Origin of the sequence: Chitinophaga sp. CF118, from assembly GCF_900112615.1 — a bacterium.
GTDB lineage: Bacteria > Bacteroidota > Bacteroidia > Chitinophagales > Chitinophagaceae > Chitinophaga.
In genome coordinates this window covers 505,670-522,920 of the sequence record NZ_FOMK01000004.1, presented here as the reverse complement: position 1 = coordinate 522,920, position 17,251 = coordinate 505,670, and the positions used below count along the sequence as shown (strand labels likewise).

Sequence of the window (17,251 nt, the reverse complement as noted above, 5' to 3'; positions counted from 1 at the left end):
TTTTAAAACTGGTAATAAAAGCTTGCAGTAAAAAATGAATTGAGTTTTCCGGGATCCGATTGAGCTTTTTGCCCCAGGAGTGAAAGCTGGGTGGCAAATTCTACCATATAGCTTGCGCGGTTGTAAGCCAAAGGTAATTTTAGATTGTACGATAAAAGATCAAAGCTGGTAACGCTTTGGGCAGTTGTAGAACTGCTTCCGGACGTGCCCCCTCCGAGAACTGGCGGAATAAGAATTCCAAGTATGCTGTCCCTGAGATTTTTTTCTGTGATATAGTATTTATAAAACCGTTGTGTACCGCCTGTCACATCTATTAAAGGAGTGAGCGTTACTACATCTTTTGCACTCAAACTAAAAAGGTTGATTTGTTTGCTGATTCCAAGCGTAGTAAAAAAGTCATCTGTTTTCCCAAAAGCATAATCTACTCCCAGGCTGGTTGTAAGCCAGCTGTTATGGCTTAGGCTTATGCTGGCCATATGCGGGTTTGCGGCCTGCAGAAAGGGAGATAACTTAGGATAAAAAGTATAATTGTAGCTGAGGTCAACCGATAACCGTTTGCTAAGTTTAAAGGAATAACCTGCTCCCAATGTGTAGGCTGAAACAAAATGGGCGCTGTCATTAAGTAACCGGTAGGCCATTCCGTTCAGAGAGAAACCGGAGCGGTGCTGGTAGGAAGCTACTGTCGCTGCATATGCCATTTTTTCCTCCGATTTCATTCCATAATAATTGGCATTATTCGCGTAACTAAGTCCAACTGTAAAGGTGGATTTTTTGCTGGTGACACTGTCTTTCTGTAATGTACTATCCGTCTGGGCCTGGCAAACAACACTGAAAAATAATATTGATAACAATGAGAATATCTGTTTCATGGTCTTTGATTTAAGTGCTGTTAAGGAATACGGACACCTATTTTCTTGATCACTATTTTTGGTTTTATAATTGGTGCTTTTACAGGAAGCACTTTTGTGGGGACCGCTATAGGTTTCAACTGTTTTTTGGATCTGGGAACTTCTTTAATCACGGGGTCTGTCACTTCCTTCAAAGGCTGCTCCTGCTTTTGCTCCACCTCCTCAGGCTTTTTGCCTGGTATTGTATCATTGAGCATTGCATACGAAGAAATAGCTTTGTAAGAAAGTTGAGGTAGTGGAACACTACCCCAACTTTTAAAAGAAATGATTAACAGAAAAGTGATTATACCTGCGGCCCCTTTGTTCATTTTAATAACAGTATTTAAATCAAAATTACTTAATCCCCACCTTTACATTTGTTTTCAGATTTGAAGCAACTTTTACGGGATGAGGTTTGATATTAGTCTTCACAGCACTATTAGCTTTAATAGATGGCGAAGCTTTTGTTGTGGTCTGTTTTATTTCATTGCCGGTAGCCGTTGTAGTACTATGTACACCTTTAACAGTAGCGCTGGTTGTACTGCTTACATCACTCTTTACAGCCTCAGCTTTCCGGGTTGAGATAGTTGTTTTACTTTCTGAAGACGCCCCCGCATTATTTTTATCAGCGATTGTAGTTGAAACAGCAGATGAAGAGCTTGTACTTACAGAAGTTTTGCCGGAATGATCAGCAGCTTGTTTTGCTCCTTTCACTTCAGAGGTAACTTCCCCATTGGCTTTTTGATATTGTGCAGTTCCTTCGGCTTTGGCCTTACCCGCAGCTTCGACAGATTTTTCTTTTGCATTTTTTACATTGCCGGATTTAACATCGGCTTGCACAGATGTAGAACTATTCACAGACTTGCTTCCTGTAGTAGCAGATTGTTTAGCTTTTACTGTAGTCTCCTGTGCTGATACAATACCAGAAAATAAAGAAGCGGCAATAATAAAAAGTGTTGTTTTCATACATTTTCATTTTATAAGGTAATAATAATTGCTTGTCGATACAAACCTAAATTCCCAACATGAAGAAAAAATGAAAATGCAGCCGTTCTTTTAAGAACGGGTATGTGATGCGTGTCTTTATAGCTGATTATCAATTAATTATAAGGTATTTGCACAGGGCCTGGTATAGGGACTGGAATATTCTTTTGGGGAAATGGGGTATTTGCTTTGACTTTTGTCTTATCGATAACACAGTCCGGATTTAAGCATAAAGTCCTTTCTTAAATCTTTTTGCGAGCAAACCTGTAGCCATGGCAGGATCAATATCTGCTACAATGACTCCTGTTTTTCCGTAAATTTCATGCGCAATACAAGTCCCATCCGGGCCTATTAATGAGCTTGCGGAGTCTGGATAATGAAAAGAGTAATTTGAGCTTGCAAAGTATATTGTATTTTCCATTGCTCTCATCATCATAGCTTTTTCATAATAAGGGTTGTCTCTGCTACCCCATTCTGTAAGTAAAACCCCGCTGGTATTGGTTCCTGTGCAATGTGGATGAAATACTATTTTAGCATCACGCATGGCAGCCCATCTTACTGATTCAGGATACCGGAATCCTTCATGACATATTGTGATTCCAAACTTTACACCATTCACTTCAAAAATACTGCGTTCGGTACCGGGAATCCATATGTTATCCTCTGAAGGGTCTAACTGGTTTTTGGTTTGATATCCTAATACCTTGCCTGTGCTTGAAATAACATGAGCTACATTTAAAAGCCCGTCAGGAGAATGCCAGTCCATAGGAATTATAACCGCTATGGAATTTTCGGCTGCCATCTCGCATACCTTATCCAGTGCTTCCCGTAATTTTTCGGGCGAACGATCTTTTGCTTCAGCTTCAATAGCCGGATAACCAGGAATATATGACTCAGGAAAACAGATAATTTCAGCCTTTTCTTTCGCTGCATCTTTTATCAGTTTTTCTACCCAGTGTAAACTTTCTTTGATGGATTTTGGAGATGGAGGAGAAGCTAATGCTACTTTCATAAATTATATTAATCTTGATGGTTATACCGTTGATTAAATATAAAATAATCTTTTATAGCCAGCGGATTTATTTACTTCCCATAGCATAGCAAAACATCCTCCTCCAATCTAAAACAGGAATACCAGGCGGGCAGTATGCATGTGTTAGCTCCAATTAACGAATCTTATAGAAGTATAAGTTAGAAATGGCCAATATTACCAGGAAGGCAAGCGGCTCTATTGCGTTTGCAAAAGGATCGCCACTATTAAAATGTGCTACTGAAGCAGAAATAAGAACGATACCAAAACCGGCATATGCCCATTCTTTTATTTTTAGAGGGATTTGAGGTACTAGTAAAACTACTAATCCCACTATCTTTAATATAAGAAGTTCAATCCTGAAATAGTCTGGGAAGCCAAGATGGTTGTACGATGGTGTAAACATTTTGTACATGCTGAACAGCATTACCATACTAATAATCCCTGTTGTTGTCCAGTAAATTATTTTATTCTTTTCCATGCCTAATTGAATTTAAAAACACTTAGAATAAAAATGATCACGAATAATACCAGTTGCGAAAGATGAAAGAGAGTAAGGTTGTTTTTAATTTTAAGTAGTTTCGCTTCAGTAAGTGTTGCTTCCAATAAAAGTTTGGCAAGTTTCAGCCCCTGTCTTCTCCCAACAGCTAATCCATTGATGATAATAAGGAGGACTAAACCAAATTTTATCCGGAACCAGAGCTGTTCTCCGAACACACCCTTTGTAATTTGCATCATAGTTACACCCGAAATGATCAGGAGCATAATTCCAATGCCTATCAGCAACGGTATTTTCGACAAGCCTTCGTGGATGACAAGCGCTTTGGGTTTGCTATCCGGCAGGTATTTCCAGCATTGTTTATAGATCACATAGTCTACTAATGTGGCTCCTGCCATCATGGTAATACCCATAATATGGGCTGTTAAGGCAATATAATAAATATTCATACCTGATACATTTAATACGTTATCGTAGTTTATTTTACAAATATACAACGATATCATTATAAATATCAAATTACGTAGTATATTTTTTATATTTACAACGAAAACGAAGTAAGTGATGAATAAAACAGTAGAACTGGTTAATCAATGGGGGGCATTTGAAGAAAATCATCCGGATGGTAATATTGAAGACTTTTGTCGGCATTACCTTGCCAGTCGCGAGAAACAAAAGGAAAAGGGGCCACTGGTAGGTGGTGTTGTTCCTGGTCTTATTGACGGCCTCTTATTAAAAATAATCGGCAGGATCCATAAATTGAATGCATCTTATGCTAATATGGCGCTTAAAGAAACGGACTTAAATCAGATCGAGGAATTTGGGGTGTTGCTTACTATACAACAGGAAAAGAATCCCAAAAAAACAGAGGTGATCTATGCTAACCTGTTTGAACTCTCTAGTGGCACAGATATGCTCAACCGGTTAAAAAACCGGGGATTGATTGAGGAATACGATGATATAGAAGATAAACGCTCAAAACGAATAGAACTAACGGCGAAAGGAGTGAAAGCCATTGAAGGGTCTTATCTCAGAATTAAGAAAATGGCTACAATGATGTTGCATGATTTAACGAATGATGATAAAGAACTCTGCATCCAGTTACTGAAAAACGTGGAGATAAAATTTTCTGCATTATGGCAAAAGCACAGAGGAAAGGAATTTGATGATGTTTATAAAGAGATAATAGGATAAGAACTATGCAAATCAATCGATCTGCATAGTTCATGATAATTATTCTACCGGGTAAGGCCCTTCAACGAATGCTTCCGTATGATATCCCTTTGAGCCTACAAGTTTTGCCAGAGAGCTCCGCAGGTCGTCACCTGCTTTTAAGCGTTCGAGTGCATACCTGAAATCATATCGTGGCTCCCAGCCAAGGTCCTTGCGGGCACGTTCATTTACATACACTCTGTCGATGCCGGGATGCATACGCCAGTTGTGATGTTTATAGATCGCTTCATAATCCGGAATAAGCCGTTGTAATACTAATGGAGCATTAGTCCGCAGGTCCGCCATATCCCCGGGCAGGAAAGGGGTAGTTGCACTGATGATGTATTTACCGAACCCGATTTTTGGTGCGCGTGTTGCGGCAAGTATATGAGCGCTTACAGCATCTTCCAGTTCCACACGACGGCACAGGTATTCGTTTGTTTTCAGGTTATCATCTGTGAAAGCATCCCGCATTCCTTTGTGATCATCTTCTTCAGGAAAAAAACGGGATGTTCTGAGAATAATACAGGCAAGACCGTGATTCCGGTGGTACAACTGGCATAGATCTTCTGCGGCTGCTTTAGTTACGCCATAAATGTTTTTGGGTACGGGTGTAACGTCTTCCGTTATCCATGCAGCGGGAGCTCCGGCCGGTGGTATCAGTGCATCACCGAAAACGCTGGTGGTGCTTGTAAATACGAAACTTTCTATGCCTGCTGCCACAGCTTCCTGCAACAGATTTAGTGTGCCGGTGATGTTAGTGTCTACAAAGTCCTGCGGAGAATGTGTGGCAACATGTGGTTTGTGTAAGGTGGCAGTATGAAAAACAGATTTTACGCCTTTCATACACTGCTTTACAAAATCCCGGTCAGAGATTGTGCCCTGATGAGTAGTAAATGGAGAAGCCAGCACATCGAGACTAACCACCTCATAGTGCAAACTTTTCAAGATGCGGACAAGCGCTTCGCCAAGATGTCCGGTGCTTCCTGTAACGAGAACTTTATTATTTTGCATATGGATCAAAATTAACCGGGTTTGATAAATTTCCCGGGACATTTGTCCCACTTAAAGATATGATTAGAAAAAATCTGGAATTACTGCATTTAATGGAAGCCTTGTCAGAAAAGGAAGGATCTAAAAATGCTATTATGGTTAGGGAACTCTATGCCGGGCAAAAGCTGATATACCAGGATCAGCAAAGCCTGAGTATCTGCGTTATCAAGTCTGGTATTGCAAAGTGTTTTATTACAGAGGATAATGGGAAAGATTATATCCTTGAATTTCTGGGCGAAGGAGAAATTGTGGGTGAAATTGAAGCCATCCGGAATCAGCGTGCTATTTGCTCAGTGGAGGCATTAACACCGGTGAGTATTTACACTATGAGTAATGTGCAGTTCATGCATTTTGTGAAAACAATGCCCGATTTCAGCGCTGTTATTGTTGAACTATTGGCCACACGGGTATCAAATTCTTCAATAAAAGGAGCCAGGCAACAATTATATACCCTGTCTCAGATCCTGCCTCAGCTGTTGTCCGCTCTGAATGCACAGCAAATCACCTTTACGAAACAAGACCTATCCGAATACATGGGGATTTCTGTGAGAAGTTTGAACCGGTTATTAAAGGAGGCTACTTCTTCTTCTCAAGGATAGGGCGGGGATCAAACACTACTTTCAATGATTTTACTCTGCCATCTTCCACATGATACCATCCGCAACTAAATATGGTCACTCCTGAAATGTCAAGATTATATAAAAGACAAACGTCATTGCCATCTGCAAAAATCCTTTTAATATCATATTTTAATTTCATTTTTTCCATATCCAGAAAATAGGCCTCCGCACCATAGTGGGCCCCAAGTACCCCTTGAAATTGCATATCAGTACTTGCATACGCCCTGGCACCCTGGAAATCTTCATGATTGATGGCATTTATCAGAGCCAGCACTACCTCCTTTGCAGTACCTACAGAATAAACACTATGATTTTCCATATCGCATTATTTTTATGATAAATTAAAAAGCCTCCGAATTTATCGGAGGCCTTTTATTGCTGATAAGGGTACATTCCCGATTCTCTTAACAACTACCCTTTTCAGACATTATCAACAATGAAAATAAATTAAAAACCATGCCAGAGGAATACCTCCCATTATATAGCGAATTCCCTTCGAAGAGCCTGCTGTAACTGGGGTAATACTTTCCACACTTGTTGTGGCAGATATAACTCATCCAAAGCAGATGATTTATACAACAGAAACCATCATTTGTATGGTTTAATAATAGTTAAATTTGTCTAAATTAAATGCAAGGATGTGAAGATCTGCGAATAGTACCAGATCTTTATGTACGAATTACCATTAAATTTAATTAGCTCAGCAATTATGAAACAAGTAAAAAAGTACCCCGCAGCTATTACCATCTTCGGGGCTAAAGGAGATCTGACGAAACGAAAGCTGATTCCTGCATTATATAATCTGTTTACAGATCATCATCTTCCATCGGTATTTACTATCTATTGTGTTGATTTTCTTGAAGTTGATCAGGAAGAGTTCCGAAAAGACATGCTTGCAGGGATCAATGAATTCAGCCGGAGTGGGGTTGCGGATGTGGTAAAATGGAATGAATTTGCTGAAAGGCTTTTTTATATACAGGGCGATTTCCTGAAAAAGGGTACTTATGAGAACCTGGACGAAAAGTTAAAAGCCTTCGAAAAACAGAACGAACAAAACAGTACCCGGATCTTTTACTTTGCAATAGCTCCCCGTTTTATTGAAATCATTGCTGAGGCCTTATACAAACATAATCTATGCAACCGCGATTCCCTGGATCGGATCGTGATAGAAAAACCTTTTGGTACCGATTTGGATACAGCTAAGAAACTAAACCGTTTTTTAGCTAAACGATTCACAGAAAAGCAGATCTATAGGATAGATCATTATCTGGGTAAAGAAGCCGTACAGAATATTATGGCTTTCCGTTTTGCAAACTTTGTGTTTGAGCCTCTGTGGAACAGAAAATATATAGATCATATCCAGATCAGTGTTACAGAACAGGTAGGTGTGGGTAAACGGGGTGGATATTACGATAGCAGTGGTGCCTTACGTGATATGATCCAGAACCACCTTTTGCAGTTATTGTGTATTGTGGGTATGGAATGTCCCAAAGCATATAAATCTGAGGTGATCCGGGATGCTAAAACGAAGGTGATGAAAAGTGTAAAGCCTTACACCACCGCACAGGTATTTAAGAATGTGATCCGTGGTCAATATACCGGAGGTACCATTAATGACCAGCCCAGAGAAGCTTATCGTAAAGAAGAGCAGGTACAATCAACTTCCAAAACAGAAACTTTTGTTGCAGCTAAACTCTATATTGATAATGAACGCTGGAAAGGTGTTCCGTTTTTCATGCGCACAGGTAAATCTTTACCCGCACAGTCGTCGGTCATAGTGGTGCAGTTTAAAGATACTCCGCATAAGATTTTTAAGGATGATATTGTTCCTAACCGTCTTATCATCAGCATTCAGCCGGAACTGGAAATCAGTTTGCTGTTTGAAAGTAAAGTACCAGGACTGCAAATGAAACTGAAACCGGTAGAAATGGACTTTACATATAAGGAATCTTATACAGAAACCATTCCCGAAGCATATGAGGCCCTGTTACTGGATGTGCTGAATGGAGATGCTACGCTTTTCATGCGTGCAGACCAGATAGAAGCTGCCTGGAAGGTAGTAATGCCTATCCTGGAGGCCTGGGAGAAATTCCCCGCTAAAGACCTGCATATGTACAAAGCAGGTACTTGCGGACCTACCGCTGCCAGCACTTTGTTAAAGCCTTATGCAAAAGAATGGTATGAACTACCGTTTAACAAAACGGAAAAGGCCATTCCTAACCTGAAAAGTGCACAATAAAACATACTGATTTAATAAGTAAAAGCCGGTTGTTCCCCTGGAATAACCGGCTTTTTATTTGCGATTGATTGTTTATTAATCTTACTTTTATGTAGGTACTTGCCATTTAGTGGGGGCACACCTCATGGTAAGACTTGTTCAAAATCAAGATGTCATGATGCACCCCCGCAATAACACCTGGAGCCATTCGTTCGGAGAGTGATTAAACAATACTATTATTGCACAGCATGCATACAATAAATGATGTTCACCAGCAGTTTGCTGAATATTTCAATATACCAGTGCTGAAGCCTTACGCTTATCTTCTCTCTAAAAAGATCAGCGAAGGACACATCTGCCTGCATTTAGATAAACTGACGGAATTGCCGGACTATTGCACCAATATGATCACCGGTAGTGAACCGTTACAGGCAGTACCTCTTGTTGCTTTGAACGGAAGTGATAAAGAACCCTTTGTTTTATATCAGGATCGTTTATACCTGCAACGTTTTTTTCGTTACGAAACAACATTTTTAAAACGTATTCACCTGTTCCTGGAAACAGAAAAAGCACTGCTGGCCAACAGACTGGCTATTTTAAATAAACACAAAGAATTAATCCTTAGCCTGTTTGATTCAAATGATGTGGTGGATGATAATGCACCAGCCGACTGGCAACTGGCGGCTGCTATCACAGGAGTATTGAATAATTTTACCATCATTACCGGAGGCCCGGGTACGGGTAAAACTACTACCGTGGCCAAAATACTGGCTATCCTTTACAATATAGCTCCTTCGTTGAAGGTGGCATTGGCGGCTCCCACAGGGAAGGCCGCTGCCAGGATGGCTGAAAGTCTGCGTAATACCCGTTTACCGGTAGCAGATGAACTCTCGGAGAAATTGCAGAATCTTAGTCCCAGTACTATCCACCGCTTGCTGAAATCTAAAAAAGATAGTCCCTATTTCCATCACAATGCAGAGAATCCGCTGAATGCTGATGTGGTAATCGTGGATGAATCTTCTATGATAGACATTGCCCTGTTTGCAAAACTGCTGGATGCTATTGGTCCGGATACCCGGCTTATTTTATTGGGCGATAAAGACCAGCTGGCATCTGTAGAAGCAGGCAGTTTATTCGGTGATCTTTGCCAGGCACAGGACACATTGAATCTTTTTTCGGCCGACAGGCTTGCGCTGATCAACTCATTTATCACAGATCAACGGCGCCATATTCCGGATAGCCAGATCAGTACTGATACAACTCATCCTTTATTCCAGCATCTGGTAGAGTTGCGTCGTAGCCATCGCTTTACCGGCCATAAAGGAATCGGAAAGTTTAGTAAGGCCATCATCAGAAATGATATACCGGTGCTGGAAGAATTTCTGCACACCGGTAATGATGAGCAGGTAGTAATAGACCCGGATTATTCCAAAGAATTGTTTGAACAATTTGTATCAGGCTACGAAGACTTTATCAAAGAAAAAGATATCCGGGAAGCATTACATAAAATGAATGGACTGCGCGTGCTTTGTGCAGTGAGAGAAGGAGAGCAGGGATTATACGCCATCAACAGAACCATTGAAAAATATTTGCATGATAAAAGACTGATTAAGATCAATGCAGAATTTTATGAGAACAGACCCATTATCCTCACCCGTAATTATTACGAGCATAATTTGTTTAATGGAGATACTGGTATTATCCGGATGGATGAGAACAATGTATTAATGGCCTGGTTTGAAGATGGTACCGGTGAATTAAAGGCAGTGTTACCGGGCTATTTAACAGAAGCAGAAACAGTGTTTGCTATGACCATCCACAAGAGCCAGGGCTCTGAATTCAATAAGGTATTAGTGGTATTGCCCGCAGTTACCAACGTGGCCATTTTGACCCGTGAGTTGCTTTATACGGCCGTTACCAGGGCAAGGACTATGGTATATGTACAATCATCCGAAGCCGTAATGTTACAGGCCGCAGCGCATTCTGTAGAAAGGGCATCGGGTATTGCAAACCGTTTTGTTGAAGATTGATAAATCAGATATGGCATTATATTTAAAGGTTTCTAATTCACTGGAAAGTTTGTCGCAGGGCTTGTCACTCGGTCTGCACGAAGCGCAGAACAGTGTCTTTGAGCCACACCTGATTGTTACGCAAACAGAAGGGATGAACAACTGGCTGAAACTGCAGATAGCTTCGCATCTGGGTATCGCAGCCAATTGCCGCTTTCTGAAACCGAACGATCTGATTCACCAGCTGTATTACCTGCTGGGTGGCAGGTATACGGAAATCCTCTCTGCACAAAACCTTACCTGGCTGTTATTTAAACTGCTGGGTGAAAGCGATTTTACAAATAAATATCCTACCGTAGCTGCCTATTATCTGAACAGTGGTACAGATCAGGATCTGAAGCGGATGGGATTAGCGAAAAAGGCGGCGGATTTATTCGACCAGTACCAGATCTATCGTCCGGAAATGATCCGGGAGTGGAATGGGAAATCATTAAAAGAAGTAGGGGAGGACGACTGGCAGGAATACCTCTGGATCAAAGCCAGAATTGTTTCTGATAATAGCCTGCCGGATAAAACCATCATCGGACAACATATCCTGGAGGCATTGAGAAATCCTGATGAGAGAGAAGCCTTATCCAACAGAATGAGAGCCATTCATCTCTTTGGTTTGTCTATCATCACCGCCTATCACGTCAAGATCCTGTATGATCTTTCTGAATATATTGATGTGTATTTTCACATCATCAATCCCTCACCGGCCGTTTACTGGTTTGACGACAGAAGCGAAAAACAACTGGCCCGCTGGCGGCATAAAGGCAAGAAAGATGTAGATACCGAAAACGCCGGAAATCCACTGGTGTCAGGATGGGGAAGAGTAGTGCAGGATACCTTCGGACTGTTCTTTAAACATGATGAATTTGTGAATGCCTACGATGACAGTGAGCTGGTACCTCCCGAACCGGATAGCCTGCTACACAAAATTCAGGACGATATTTTTAACAGCGCCACTACCAACAGAAACAGGCTCTCACCGGCAGATCTGAATGACGGCTCCATTACTATGAATGCCTGCTACACCGTAGCACGTGAAGTAGAAGTGTTGTACAATTACCTGGTATACCTGGTAGATAAAAAGAAGGAACATCTTTCTCCCCGGGATATAGTCGTAATGGTGAGTGATATTGATGCGTATGCGCCTTACATCAAGGCGGTATTTAATAACGCACCCTATAAATTCCGTTATACAATAGCAGATGAAAGCTATGCAGACAGTGATAATCTTTTCAATGCTCTGCATGCCATTCTGCATATGAATGAAGATAATTTCAAAGCTGAAGAAGTATTACAACTGCTTGATTTTTCATACATCAGAAAACGCTTTGCTATCAATGATGTTCCATTGATACGTCAGGTAGTAGATGCCGCTAATATCCGCTTTGGAATGGAAGGCGCAAAGGAAGATGAAACCTACCTGGTGAGCTGGAAGTACGGCATTAAAAGGATTATGTACGGTATCTGTATGAGCGGAGGAGAAGAGTATGGCGAAGGTGCCGACAGCTTTTTTCCATTAGATATATTAGAAGGTAGTGCCGGACAGGAGGTGATCCGGTTCTGCCATTTTGTGGAAATCCTGATGCAGGTAATTCAGGAACAAAAGCAGGACCGCTCTATTACATCGTGGGTAGCTTATATAGAAAGTGTGTTGCATAACATGGTCTATGAACCGGAAGAAGATACGGATGAAGACTATAACACACTCATGCAGCAACTATCTGATTATAACTTGCTCAACGAATATATGAGCGATACAGTTGGCTTCGATGTGTTTGGACATAGTTTTCTGGAAACACTCACAGCTACCACGCGTTCCGGTTTATTTGTGAATGGTGGTATCACCTTCTGCTCACTTATTCCCATGCGTAGTATTCCATTTAAGGTAGTTGCTATGCTGGGATTGAACTATGATAAATTCCCCCGCCGGGAGCATAGCTCAGGCTTCAACCTGATGGAAAGAGACAAACAACGCGGCGATAGAAATGTAAAGGAGAATGATAAACACCTCTTTCTTGAAACCCTTCTTTCTGCACGGGAATATCTTTATATCAGTTATGTTGGTCAGAGTGCGAAAGACAATACAGGGATCCCTCCATCCGCATTGGTGGACGAACTGATAGACTATATAGAATCTGGTATGGAAGAACCTGAAGGCGTGCGGAAGAAGCTGGTCACACTTCATCCCCTGCAGGGATTCAGTGCGAAATACAGTACAAAGGGCAGTCTTTTGTATAACTACTTAAATACTGCTGTAACAGAAAAGAAAGCGGTTACAAATAAAGACAAGGTAATAGAACCATTTGGTTTTGAAGAAATAATGCTGGAAGATCTGGTGCGTTTCTTCAGAAATCCCATTAGAACATACTACAATAAAGTACTGGGTATTTACTATAATGATACCCCGGTATTGCTGCGCGATAAGGAAATGTTTGACCTGAATAATTTGCAGGAGTGGTCGTTGAAAAGTCGTTTACTGCCGCTAAATGCCGTGCAGATGAAGGAACTGAAAAAGAAGCTGGTTAAAACAGGGAAATTACCCCTGAAGAATATGGCAGACGTTTCATTGAAGTTGGTAGAAGAGATGATAGACCCTATCCGTGGTCTTTATGAAATCACTACCAGTGGAGCAGAAGAACAGATCGTTCCGGTTGAACTAACTATTGATAAAAGTGTTATCAAAGGAGTATTGCATGGTGTTTTTAATAATAAACTGGTGGAGTTATCCTGGTCACAGGCAGAATCGAAATACCTGGTAGATGCTTATATCCGTTACCTGGCCGGTACAGCCGCCGGTGTATTAAAAGGCTTGTTTTTTATTTCGGCCGGGAAAAAGGAAAATGTATTTGAAGCGGTGGAATTAAAACAAGAAGAAGCAATGGAACGGCTCACCAGGATCGTTAAAATATATAAAGCCGGCATGGAAAAAATAGCGCCGTTTTATCCGGATCTTGAAATAGTACCGGAAAAGATTGCGGAACTGGATTTTGAGAAATTCACAAAAACAGTAGCAGATAAGCTGGCCGTCAAGTCAGACCCTTATATCATACTGGAATATAGGAATGGATTCTTTTCGGATGAATCCGTTCTTGACGCATATAAAGCTATTTGTGAAGAAGTGCTTATACCATTGGAAGAACTGCTTCCTGGTTATTATGCTTAAAAGATCAGTAAACTAATGACGGAAAAGAACAGATACCGCGAGTTTAATGCTGCAACAGTGGAACTGGAAAACAGTAACCTGATTGAGGCGAGCGCGGGTACAGGTAAAACATATTCCATCGCCATCCTCTTACTGCGGCTGATCCTGGAAAAACAATTATCTGTAAAGGAGATTTTGATGGTGACCTTCACCAAAGCTGCTGTGGCGGAATTACAGGAGCGTATCCGCCTTTTTATTCGTACTGCTTACAAAGTAAGTCTGGGTAAAGAAATCAAGGATGATAATATCAAAGCACTGGTACAGCAGGCTATTGCTGCCAGGGATATAACAACGGTAAGGCAGCAACTGAAAGATGCTGTGCTGCTGCTGGACGAAACAGCTGTGCTGACTATTCATAGTTTTTGTCAGCAAACATTGAATGAGTTTGCCTTTGAAACCGACCAGCTTTTTGGTGCAGAAATGATCCAGGATGTGAAACCGCTGGTGGAAGAGGAGATGCGGAAATTCTGGCGTAAGAATGTAACTACTATCAGCGTAAAGCTGTTGGAAAAGTTGTGGAAGGATGGCCTGCGGATGGATGGATTAAATGATGCACTGGATGAACACCTGAGTGGTAAAAGATACCTTGGGTATGATGAGGAATCCGCATATGCCATTACACCGGAAGAGCAAATAAAATGGGAGCAGCAACTGGATGCACTGCAACTGAAAGAAGCAGACATGAAGGCTGACCTGGTAACGTACATTACCGACCATGCGGAAGAGATTACAGCATATAGCCAGAAGAATAAATACGCGCAGACAAATGCAGTACCCCTTATTGCATCTCCGCAGAAATTCATCGCATTTTTAACAGAGAAAAAAGGACTGGAGAATATTAAAAAGGTTTACGGAGATGACCTTTTGAAAAGAATAGAGGCTTGTGAAATGGTAGCGGAGGAAGGGCGTCAGATTACAGAAACAGTAAGCCGCCGTTTACATTGCCTGGCTATCAGGGAAGTATCTGCGGGGGTAGCTGAGTTCAAGAAAAAGAACAACCTGCTGAGTTACGATGATATGATTGTGAATCTGCACAATGCGCTCGTAAAAAGAGAAAACCCTGCATTGGAAGAGGCGTTGCGCAACAAATATAAAGCAGTATTCGTAGATGAGTTCCAGGATACAGACCGTTTGCAATACGAGATCTTTGAAAAAGCCTTTAGTACAAATACGGTCCTGTTTTATATCGGCGACCCCAAACAAAGTATTTATGCCTGGCGTAAGGCAGACATTTTTACTTATTTCAAGGCAAGGGAAAAAGTAGAGCATATGTATAGTATGAATAAGAACTATCGTTCTTCTTCAACGTTCATCGGTGCTATGAATAAGTTCTTCCTGCCGGGAGAAGGGTTTGATACCTTTCATTTCAGCGGAGAACAGCATGCAATTAATTATATCCATGTAGATAGTCCGGAGAACAATAATAAAGGATATCTTTTCAAAAACGGGGAAGTAGATGTGCCTATTTCCATTTTTCAGTTTCCTAATAACAAAGGGTTGGGTAAAGCTATAGCTGCCCAGGTAGCGATCCTCCTGGAGGACGAAACTTATACCATTGGTGAAAAAGGAGATGAAAGAAGAATCACTCCTTCTGATATTGGTATCCTTGTCCGTACAGGACAACAGGGTAGGGAGGTGAAAGAGCAGTTGTCAATACTGGGTATTCCCGCTGTGACTATCGACGATTCAAAAGTATTGCAATCGGAACAGGCAAAACAATTGCTGTATCTGATGGAAGCGATGGCTGAGCCAAACAGATCTTCTATCAACCGGGCCATGTTATCTCCTTTAACCGGGCTGAATATGACATCTATTCTTAAACTGGATGATGAAGCCACCTTAAGTCTTTTTACCAAATACAAGGATCGCTGGCAGCAGGATGGCATCTATACCGCACTGATGGATTTTGTGGCAGACTTTGGCATCAGGAGTGCATTATCACAATCGCACGGTGAAAGCAGTGAGCGGATCATTGCTAACTTTTTCCAACTCATAGAACTGGTGCACCAGGTACAGAGCCGGAAGAATTTTTCCATGCCGGAACTAATTTCCTGGGTGAAGCGTGGTATTGACGGGATGGCAACAGAAGGAGATGAATATGAACAGCGTGTGGAAAGCGATGAAGAATCTGTTAAGATCGTTACTATTCATAAAAGTAAAGGGCTGGAATACAAAATTGTAATGGCACCCTATCTTGATTTTGTAGAAAATAAAAAAATTGAATTTATCAGTTTCCGTGATCCCGATACCGGCGATTACCTGGGAGCAGAAAGAAGCCGGATGTCTGAAGAACAGCTTGCCATTCAGCAGCAACAGGCAGAGCAGGAGAACCGGCGTTTATTGTATGTAGCCATTACGCGGGCTGTTTACAAATGTTACATCTTTAAGAATAACGCAACCAATAATAAATTATCAACACTGTCTACTTTCTTAAAAGCGTTAAATGCAACAGAACCAGGGTTGATCCAGTTTGAAGATGTGGAGCCGGTTACACCGAAAGGTGGTTATAAGAAAAAATCCCTCCCTGCAGCATCTAAGCCGGCACCGGTACATTTTACCTTGCAACAGGCCAACTGGCGGAAGATGAGTTATACTATGCTGGCAGCAAAGATTGAAAAGAGCCCCATAGGTCGCTCGCAGGAGCAGGATGATATATACGACACCTTCATCTTCCATACGTTGAAACGCGGGGCTAAAACGGGCAATCTGCTGCACTTCATTTTCGAGACTATCAGCTTCTCTGATGATACGCGTTGGGATAAACTACTAAATGAGGCGGTCCGTCGTTTTCTGCCTGGTCAGCAGGAGCAGTATGTACCGATGTTGCACCAGCTCATGAACCATGTTTTTAATACGGATATACAGGTAAATGGACATGGATTTCCATTGTCTGCCGTTGCCTGGTATAAATGTATTGCAGAGTTTGAGTTCGACTTTCCCGTGGGATTATTTTCGCCGGATATATTGAATGCGTTATCTGATCCGGATATGAATATTGCAGCTAAACGGTTCAGCGAATATAATAGTCAGGAACTGGAAGGCATCATGAATGGGAAAATGGACCTGTTCTTTGAGCATCAGGGTAAGTATTATATTCTCGACTGGAAATCCAATTATCTGGGTAATACATTGGAAGAATATGCGCCGGAAGTATTAACAGATGCAATGAATGAAAGCAATTATCATCTGCAGTATCTTATCTATACTGTTGCCGCTAAAAAATACCTGCAAACCCGTCTTTCAAATTTCAACTACGAAAAACAGTTTGGAGGAGTGATTTATCTTTTTGTAAGAGGAATGCGGAATGATACTGATACGGGAATTTTTACATGCAAACCTCCGTTACATAAAATATTGCAGCTGGAAGATATTTTATCTGATCTGGATTGATAACTTATCTCTTCTCTTTTTGTCATTGGACAAATCCAACCTGTTCAATATGTACTAGCTTGTTATTATCGAAGCAGCGCGCAATACAAAAGAAAA

The 17,251-nt window shown here is 41.3% G+C and carries 14 protein-coding genes; 6 read left to right on the top strand and 8 right to left on the bottom strand.

Translation table 11 applies throughout. The features are described from left to right. Positions 1 to 2: 2 nt before the first annotated feature. The 6 genes from BM176_RS18310 to BM176_RS18285 all read right to left on the bottom strand — a co-directional run bounded on the left by BM176_RS18310 (position 3) and on the right by BM176_RS18285 (position 3,849). Positions 3 to 869, bottom strand: a complete 867-nt coding sequence (locus BM176_RS18310; RefSeq protein WP_090105683.1) for an outer membrane protein — start codon at positions 867 to 869, stop codon at positions 3 to 5. 20 nt (positions 870 to 889) lie between these two features. Beyond that, the gene (locus BM176_RS18305) at positions 890 to 1,216 is read right to left on the bottom strand and encodes a hypothetical protein (protein WP_090105682.1); all 327 of its coding nucleotides are present in this window, start codon (positions 1,214 to 1,216) and stop codon (positions 890 to 892) included. Between the two features lie 25 nt (positions 1,217 to 1,241). Next, entirely contained in the window at positions 1,242 to 1,853 is a 612-nt protein-coding gene (locus BM176_RS18300) for a hypothetical protein (protein WP_090105679.1), read from the bottom strand. Between the two features lie 241 nt (positions 1,854 to 2,094). Then, positions 2,095 to 2,883, bottom strand: coding sequence for a carbon-nitrogen hydrolase family protein (locus BM176_RS18295; RefSeq protein ID WP_090105677.1), 789 nt, complete (start codon positions 2,881 to 2,883; stop codon positions 2,095 to 2,097). Between the two features lie 154 nt (positions 2,884 to 3,037). Beyond that, on the bottom strand, positions 3,038 to 3,382 hold the full coding sequence (locus BM176_RS18290; RefSeq protein WP_090105675.1) for a DoxX family protein: 345 nt from the start codon (positions 3,380 to 3,382) through the stop codon (positions 3,038 to 3,040). 2 nt (positions 3,383 to 3,384) lie between these two features. Continuing rightward, complete coding sequence (locus BM176_RS18285; protein ID WP_143097855.1) at positions 3,385 to 3,849, bottom strand: hypothetical protein; 465 nt, start codon at positions 3,847 to 3,849, stop codon at positions 3,385 to 3,387. 115 nt (positions 3,850 to 3,964) lie between these two features. Here BM176_RS18285 and BM176_RS18280 point away from each other — a divergent pair, with 115 nt between their 5' ends. Next, positions 3,965 to 4,594, top strand: a complete 630-nt coding sequence (locus tag BM176_RS18280; RefSeq protein ID WP_090105672.1) for a MarR family winged helix-turn-helix transcriptional regulator — start codon at positions 3,965 to 3,967, stop codon at positions 4,592 to 4,594. A gap of 39 nt (positions 4,595 to 4,633) precedes the next feature. Here the strand turns inward: BM176_RS18280 and BM176_RS18275 are convergent, their stop codons facing one another. Next, entirely contained in the window at positions 4,634 to 5,626 is a 993-nt protein-coding gene (locus BM176_RS18275; RefSeq protein WP_090106127.1) for an NAD-dependent epimerase/dehydratase family protein, read from the bottom strand. A gap of 59 nt (positions 5,627 to 5,685) precedes the next feature. Between BM176_RS18275 and BM176_RS18270 the strand changes: the two genes are divergently transcribed. Then, positions 5,686 to 6,264: a Crp/Fnr family transcriptional regulator gene (locus BM176_RS18270; protein ID WP_090105670.1), complete on the top strand. Its 579-nt coding sequence runs from the start codon at positions 5,686 to 5,688 to the stop codon at positions 6,262 to 6,264. Here BM176_RS18270 and BM176_RS18265 read toward each other — a convergent pair. Continuing rightward, the gene (locus BM176_RS18265) at positions 6,242 to 6,604 is read right to left on the bottom strand and encodes a nuclear transport factor 2 family protein (RefSeq protein ID WP_090105668.1); all 363 of its coding nucleotides are present in this window, start codon (positions 6,602 to 6,604) and stop codon (positions 6,242 to 6,244) included. The genes BM176_RS18270 and BM176_RS18265 overlap by 23 nt on opposite strands. A gap of 390 nt (positions 6,605 to 6,994) precedes the next feature. On the opposite strand from BM176_RS18265, the gene zwf reads away from it, so the two are divergent. From zwf to recB, 4 genes are all read left to right on the top strand, one after another. After that, positions 6,995 to 8,524, top strand: a complete 1,530-nt coding sequence (gene zwf, locus BM176_RS18260) for a glucose-6-phosphate dehydrogenase (protein WP_218162233.1) — start codon at positions 6,995 to 6,997, stop codon at positions 8,522 to 8,524. Positions 8,525 to 8,751: 227 nt separating this feature from the next. Continuing rightward, positions 8,752 to 10,533 (top strand): exodeoxyribonuclease V subunit alpha, encoded by a 1,782-nt coding sequence (recD, locus tag BM176_RS18255; RefSeq protein ID WP_090105666.1) that lies wholly within the window; start codon positions 8,752 to 8,754, stop codon positions 10,531 to 10,533. Positions 10,534 to 10,543: 10 nt separating this feature from the next. After that, on the top strand, positions 10,544 to 13,726 hold the full coding sequence (gene recC / locus BM176_RS18250) for an exodeoxyribonuclease V subunit gamma (RefSeq protein ID WP_090106125.1): 3,183 nt from the start codon (positions 10,544 to 10,546) through the stop codon (positions 13,724 to 13,726). Between the two features lie 15 nt (positions 13,727 to 13,741). Next, positions 13,742 to 17,155 carry an exodeoxyribonuclease V subunit beta gene (gene recB, locus BM176_RS18245; RefSeq protein ID WP_090105664.1) on the top strand — a complete coding sequence of 1,138 codons (3,414 nt, stop codon included), beginning with the start codon at positions 13,742 to 13,744 and terminating at the stop codon, positions 17,153 to 17,155. The last annotated feature ends 96 nt before the right edge of the window (positions 17,156 to 17,251 follow it).

Excerpts from the sequence above, each read along its gene's own strand:
- BM176_RS18265 (WP_090105668.1), bottom strand. The coding sequence starts at position 6,604 with ATGGAAAATCATAGTGTTTATTCTGTAGGTACTGCAAAGGAGGTAGTG.
- recC (WP_090106125.1), top strand. The coding sequence starts at position 10,544 with ATGGCATTATATTTAAAGGTTTCTAATTCACTGGAAAGTTTGTCGCAG.
- BM176_RS18305 (WP_090105682.1), bottom strand. The coding sequence starts at position 1,216 with ATGAACAAAGGGGCCGCAGGTATAATCACTTTTCTGTTAATCATTTCT.
- BM176_RS18280 (WP_090105672.1), top strand. The coding sequence starts at position 3,965 with ATGAATAAAACAGTAGAACTGGTTAATCAATGGGGGGCATTTGAAGAA.
- BM176_RS18295 (WP_090105677.1), bottom strand. The coding sequence starts at position 2,883 with ATGAAAGTAGCATTAGCTTCTCCTCCATCTCCAAAATCCATCAAAGAA.
- recB (WP_090105664.1), top strand. The coding sequence starts at position 13,742 with ATGACGGAAAAGAACAGATACCGCGAGTTTAATGCTGCAACAGTGGAA.
- BM176_RS18290 (WP_090105675.1), bottom strand. The coding sequence starts at position 3,382 with ATGGAAAAGAATAAAATAATTTACTGGACAACAACAGGGATTATTAGT.
- BM176_RS18300 (WP_090105679.1), bottom strand. The coding sequence starts at position 1,853 with ATGAAAACAACACTTTTTATTATTGCCGCTTCTTTATTTTCTGGTATT.
- BM176_RS18275 (WP_090106127.1), bottom strand. The coding sequence starts at position 5,626 with ATGCAAAATAATAAAGTTCTCGTTACAGGAAGCACCGGACATCTTGGC.
- zwf (WP_218162233.1), top strand. The coding sequence starts at position 6,995 with ATGAAACAAGTAAAAAAGTACCCCGCAGCTATTACCATCTTCGGGGCT.
- BM176_RS18310 (WP_090105683.1), bottom strand. The coding sequence starts at position 869 with ATGAAACAGATATTCTCATTGTTATCAATATTATTTTTCAGTGTTGTT.
- BM176_RS18285 (WP_143097855.1), bottom strand. The coding sequence starts at position 3,849 with ATGAATATTTATTATATTGCCTTAACAGCCCATATTATGGGTATTACC.
- recD (WP_090105666.1), top strand. The coding sequence starts at position 8,752 with ATGCATACAATAAATGATGTTCACCAGCAGTTTGCTGAATATTTCAAT.
- BM176_RS18270 (WP_090105670.1), top strand. The coding sequence starts at position 5,686 with ATGATTAGAAAAAATCTGGAATTACTGCATTTAATGGAAGCCTTGTCA.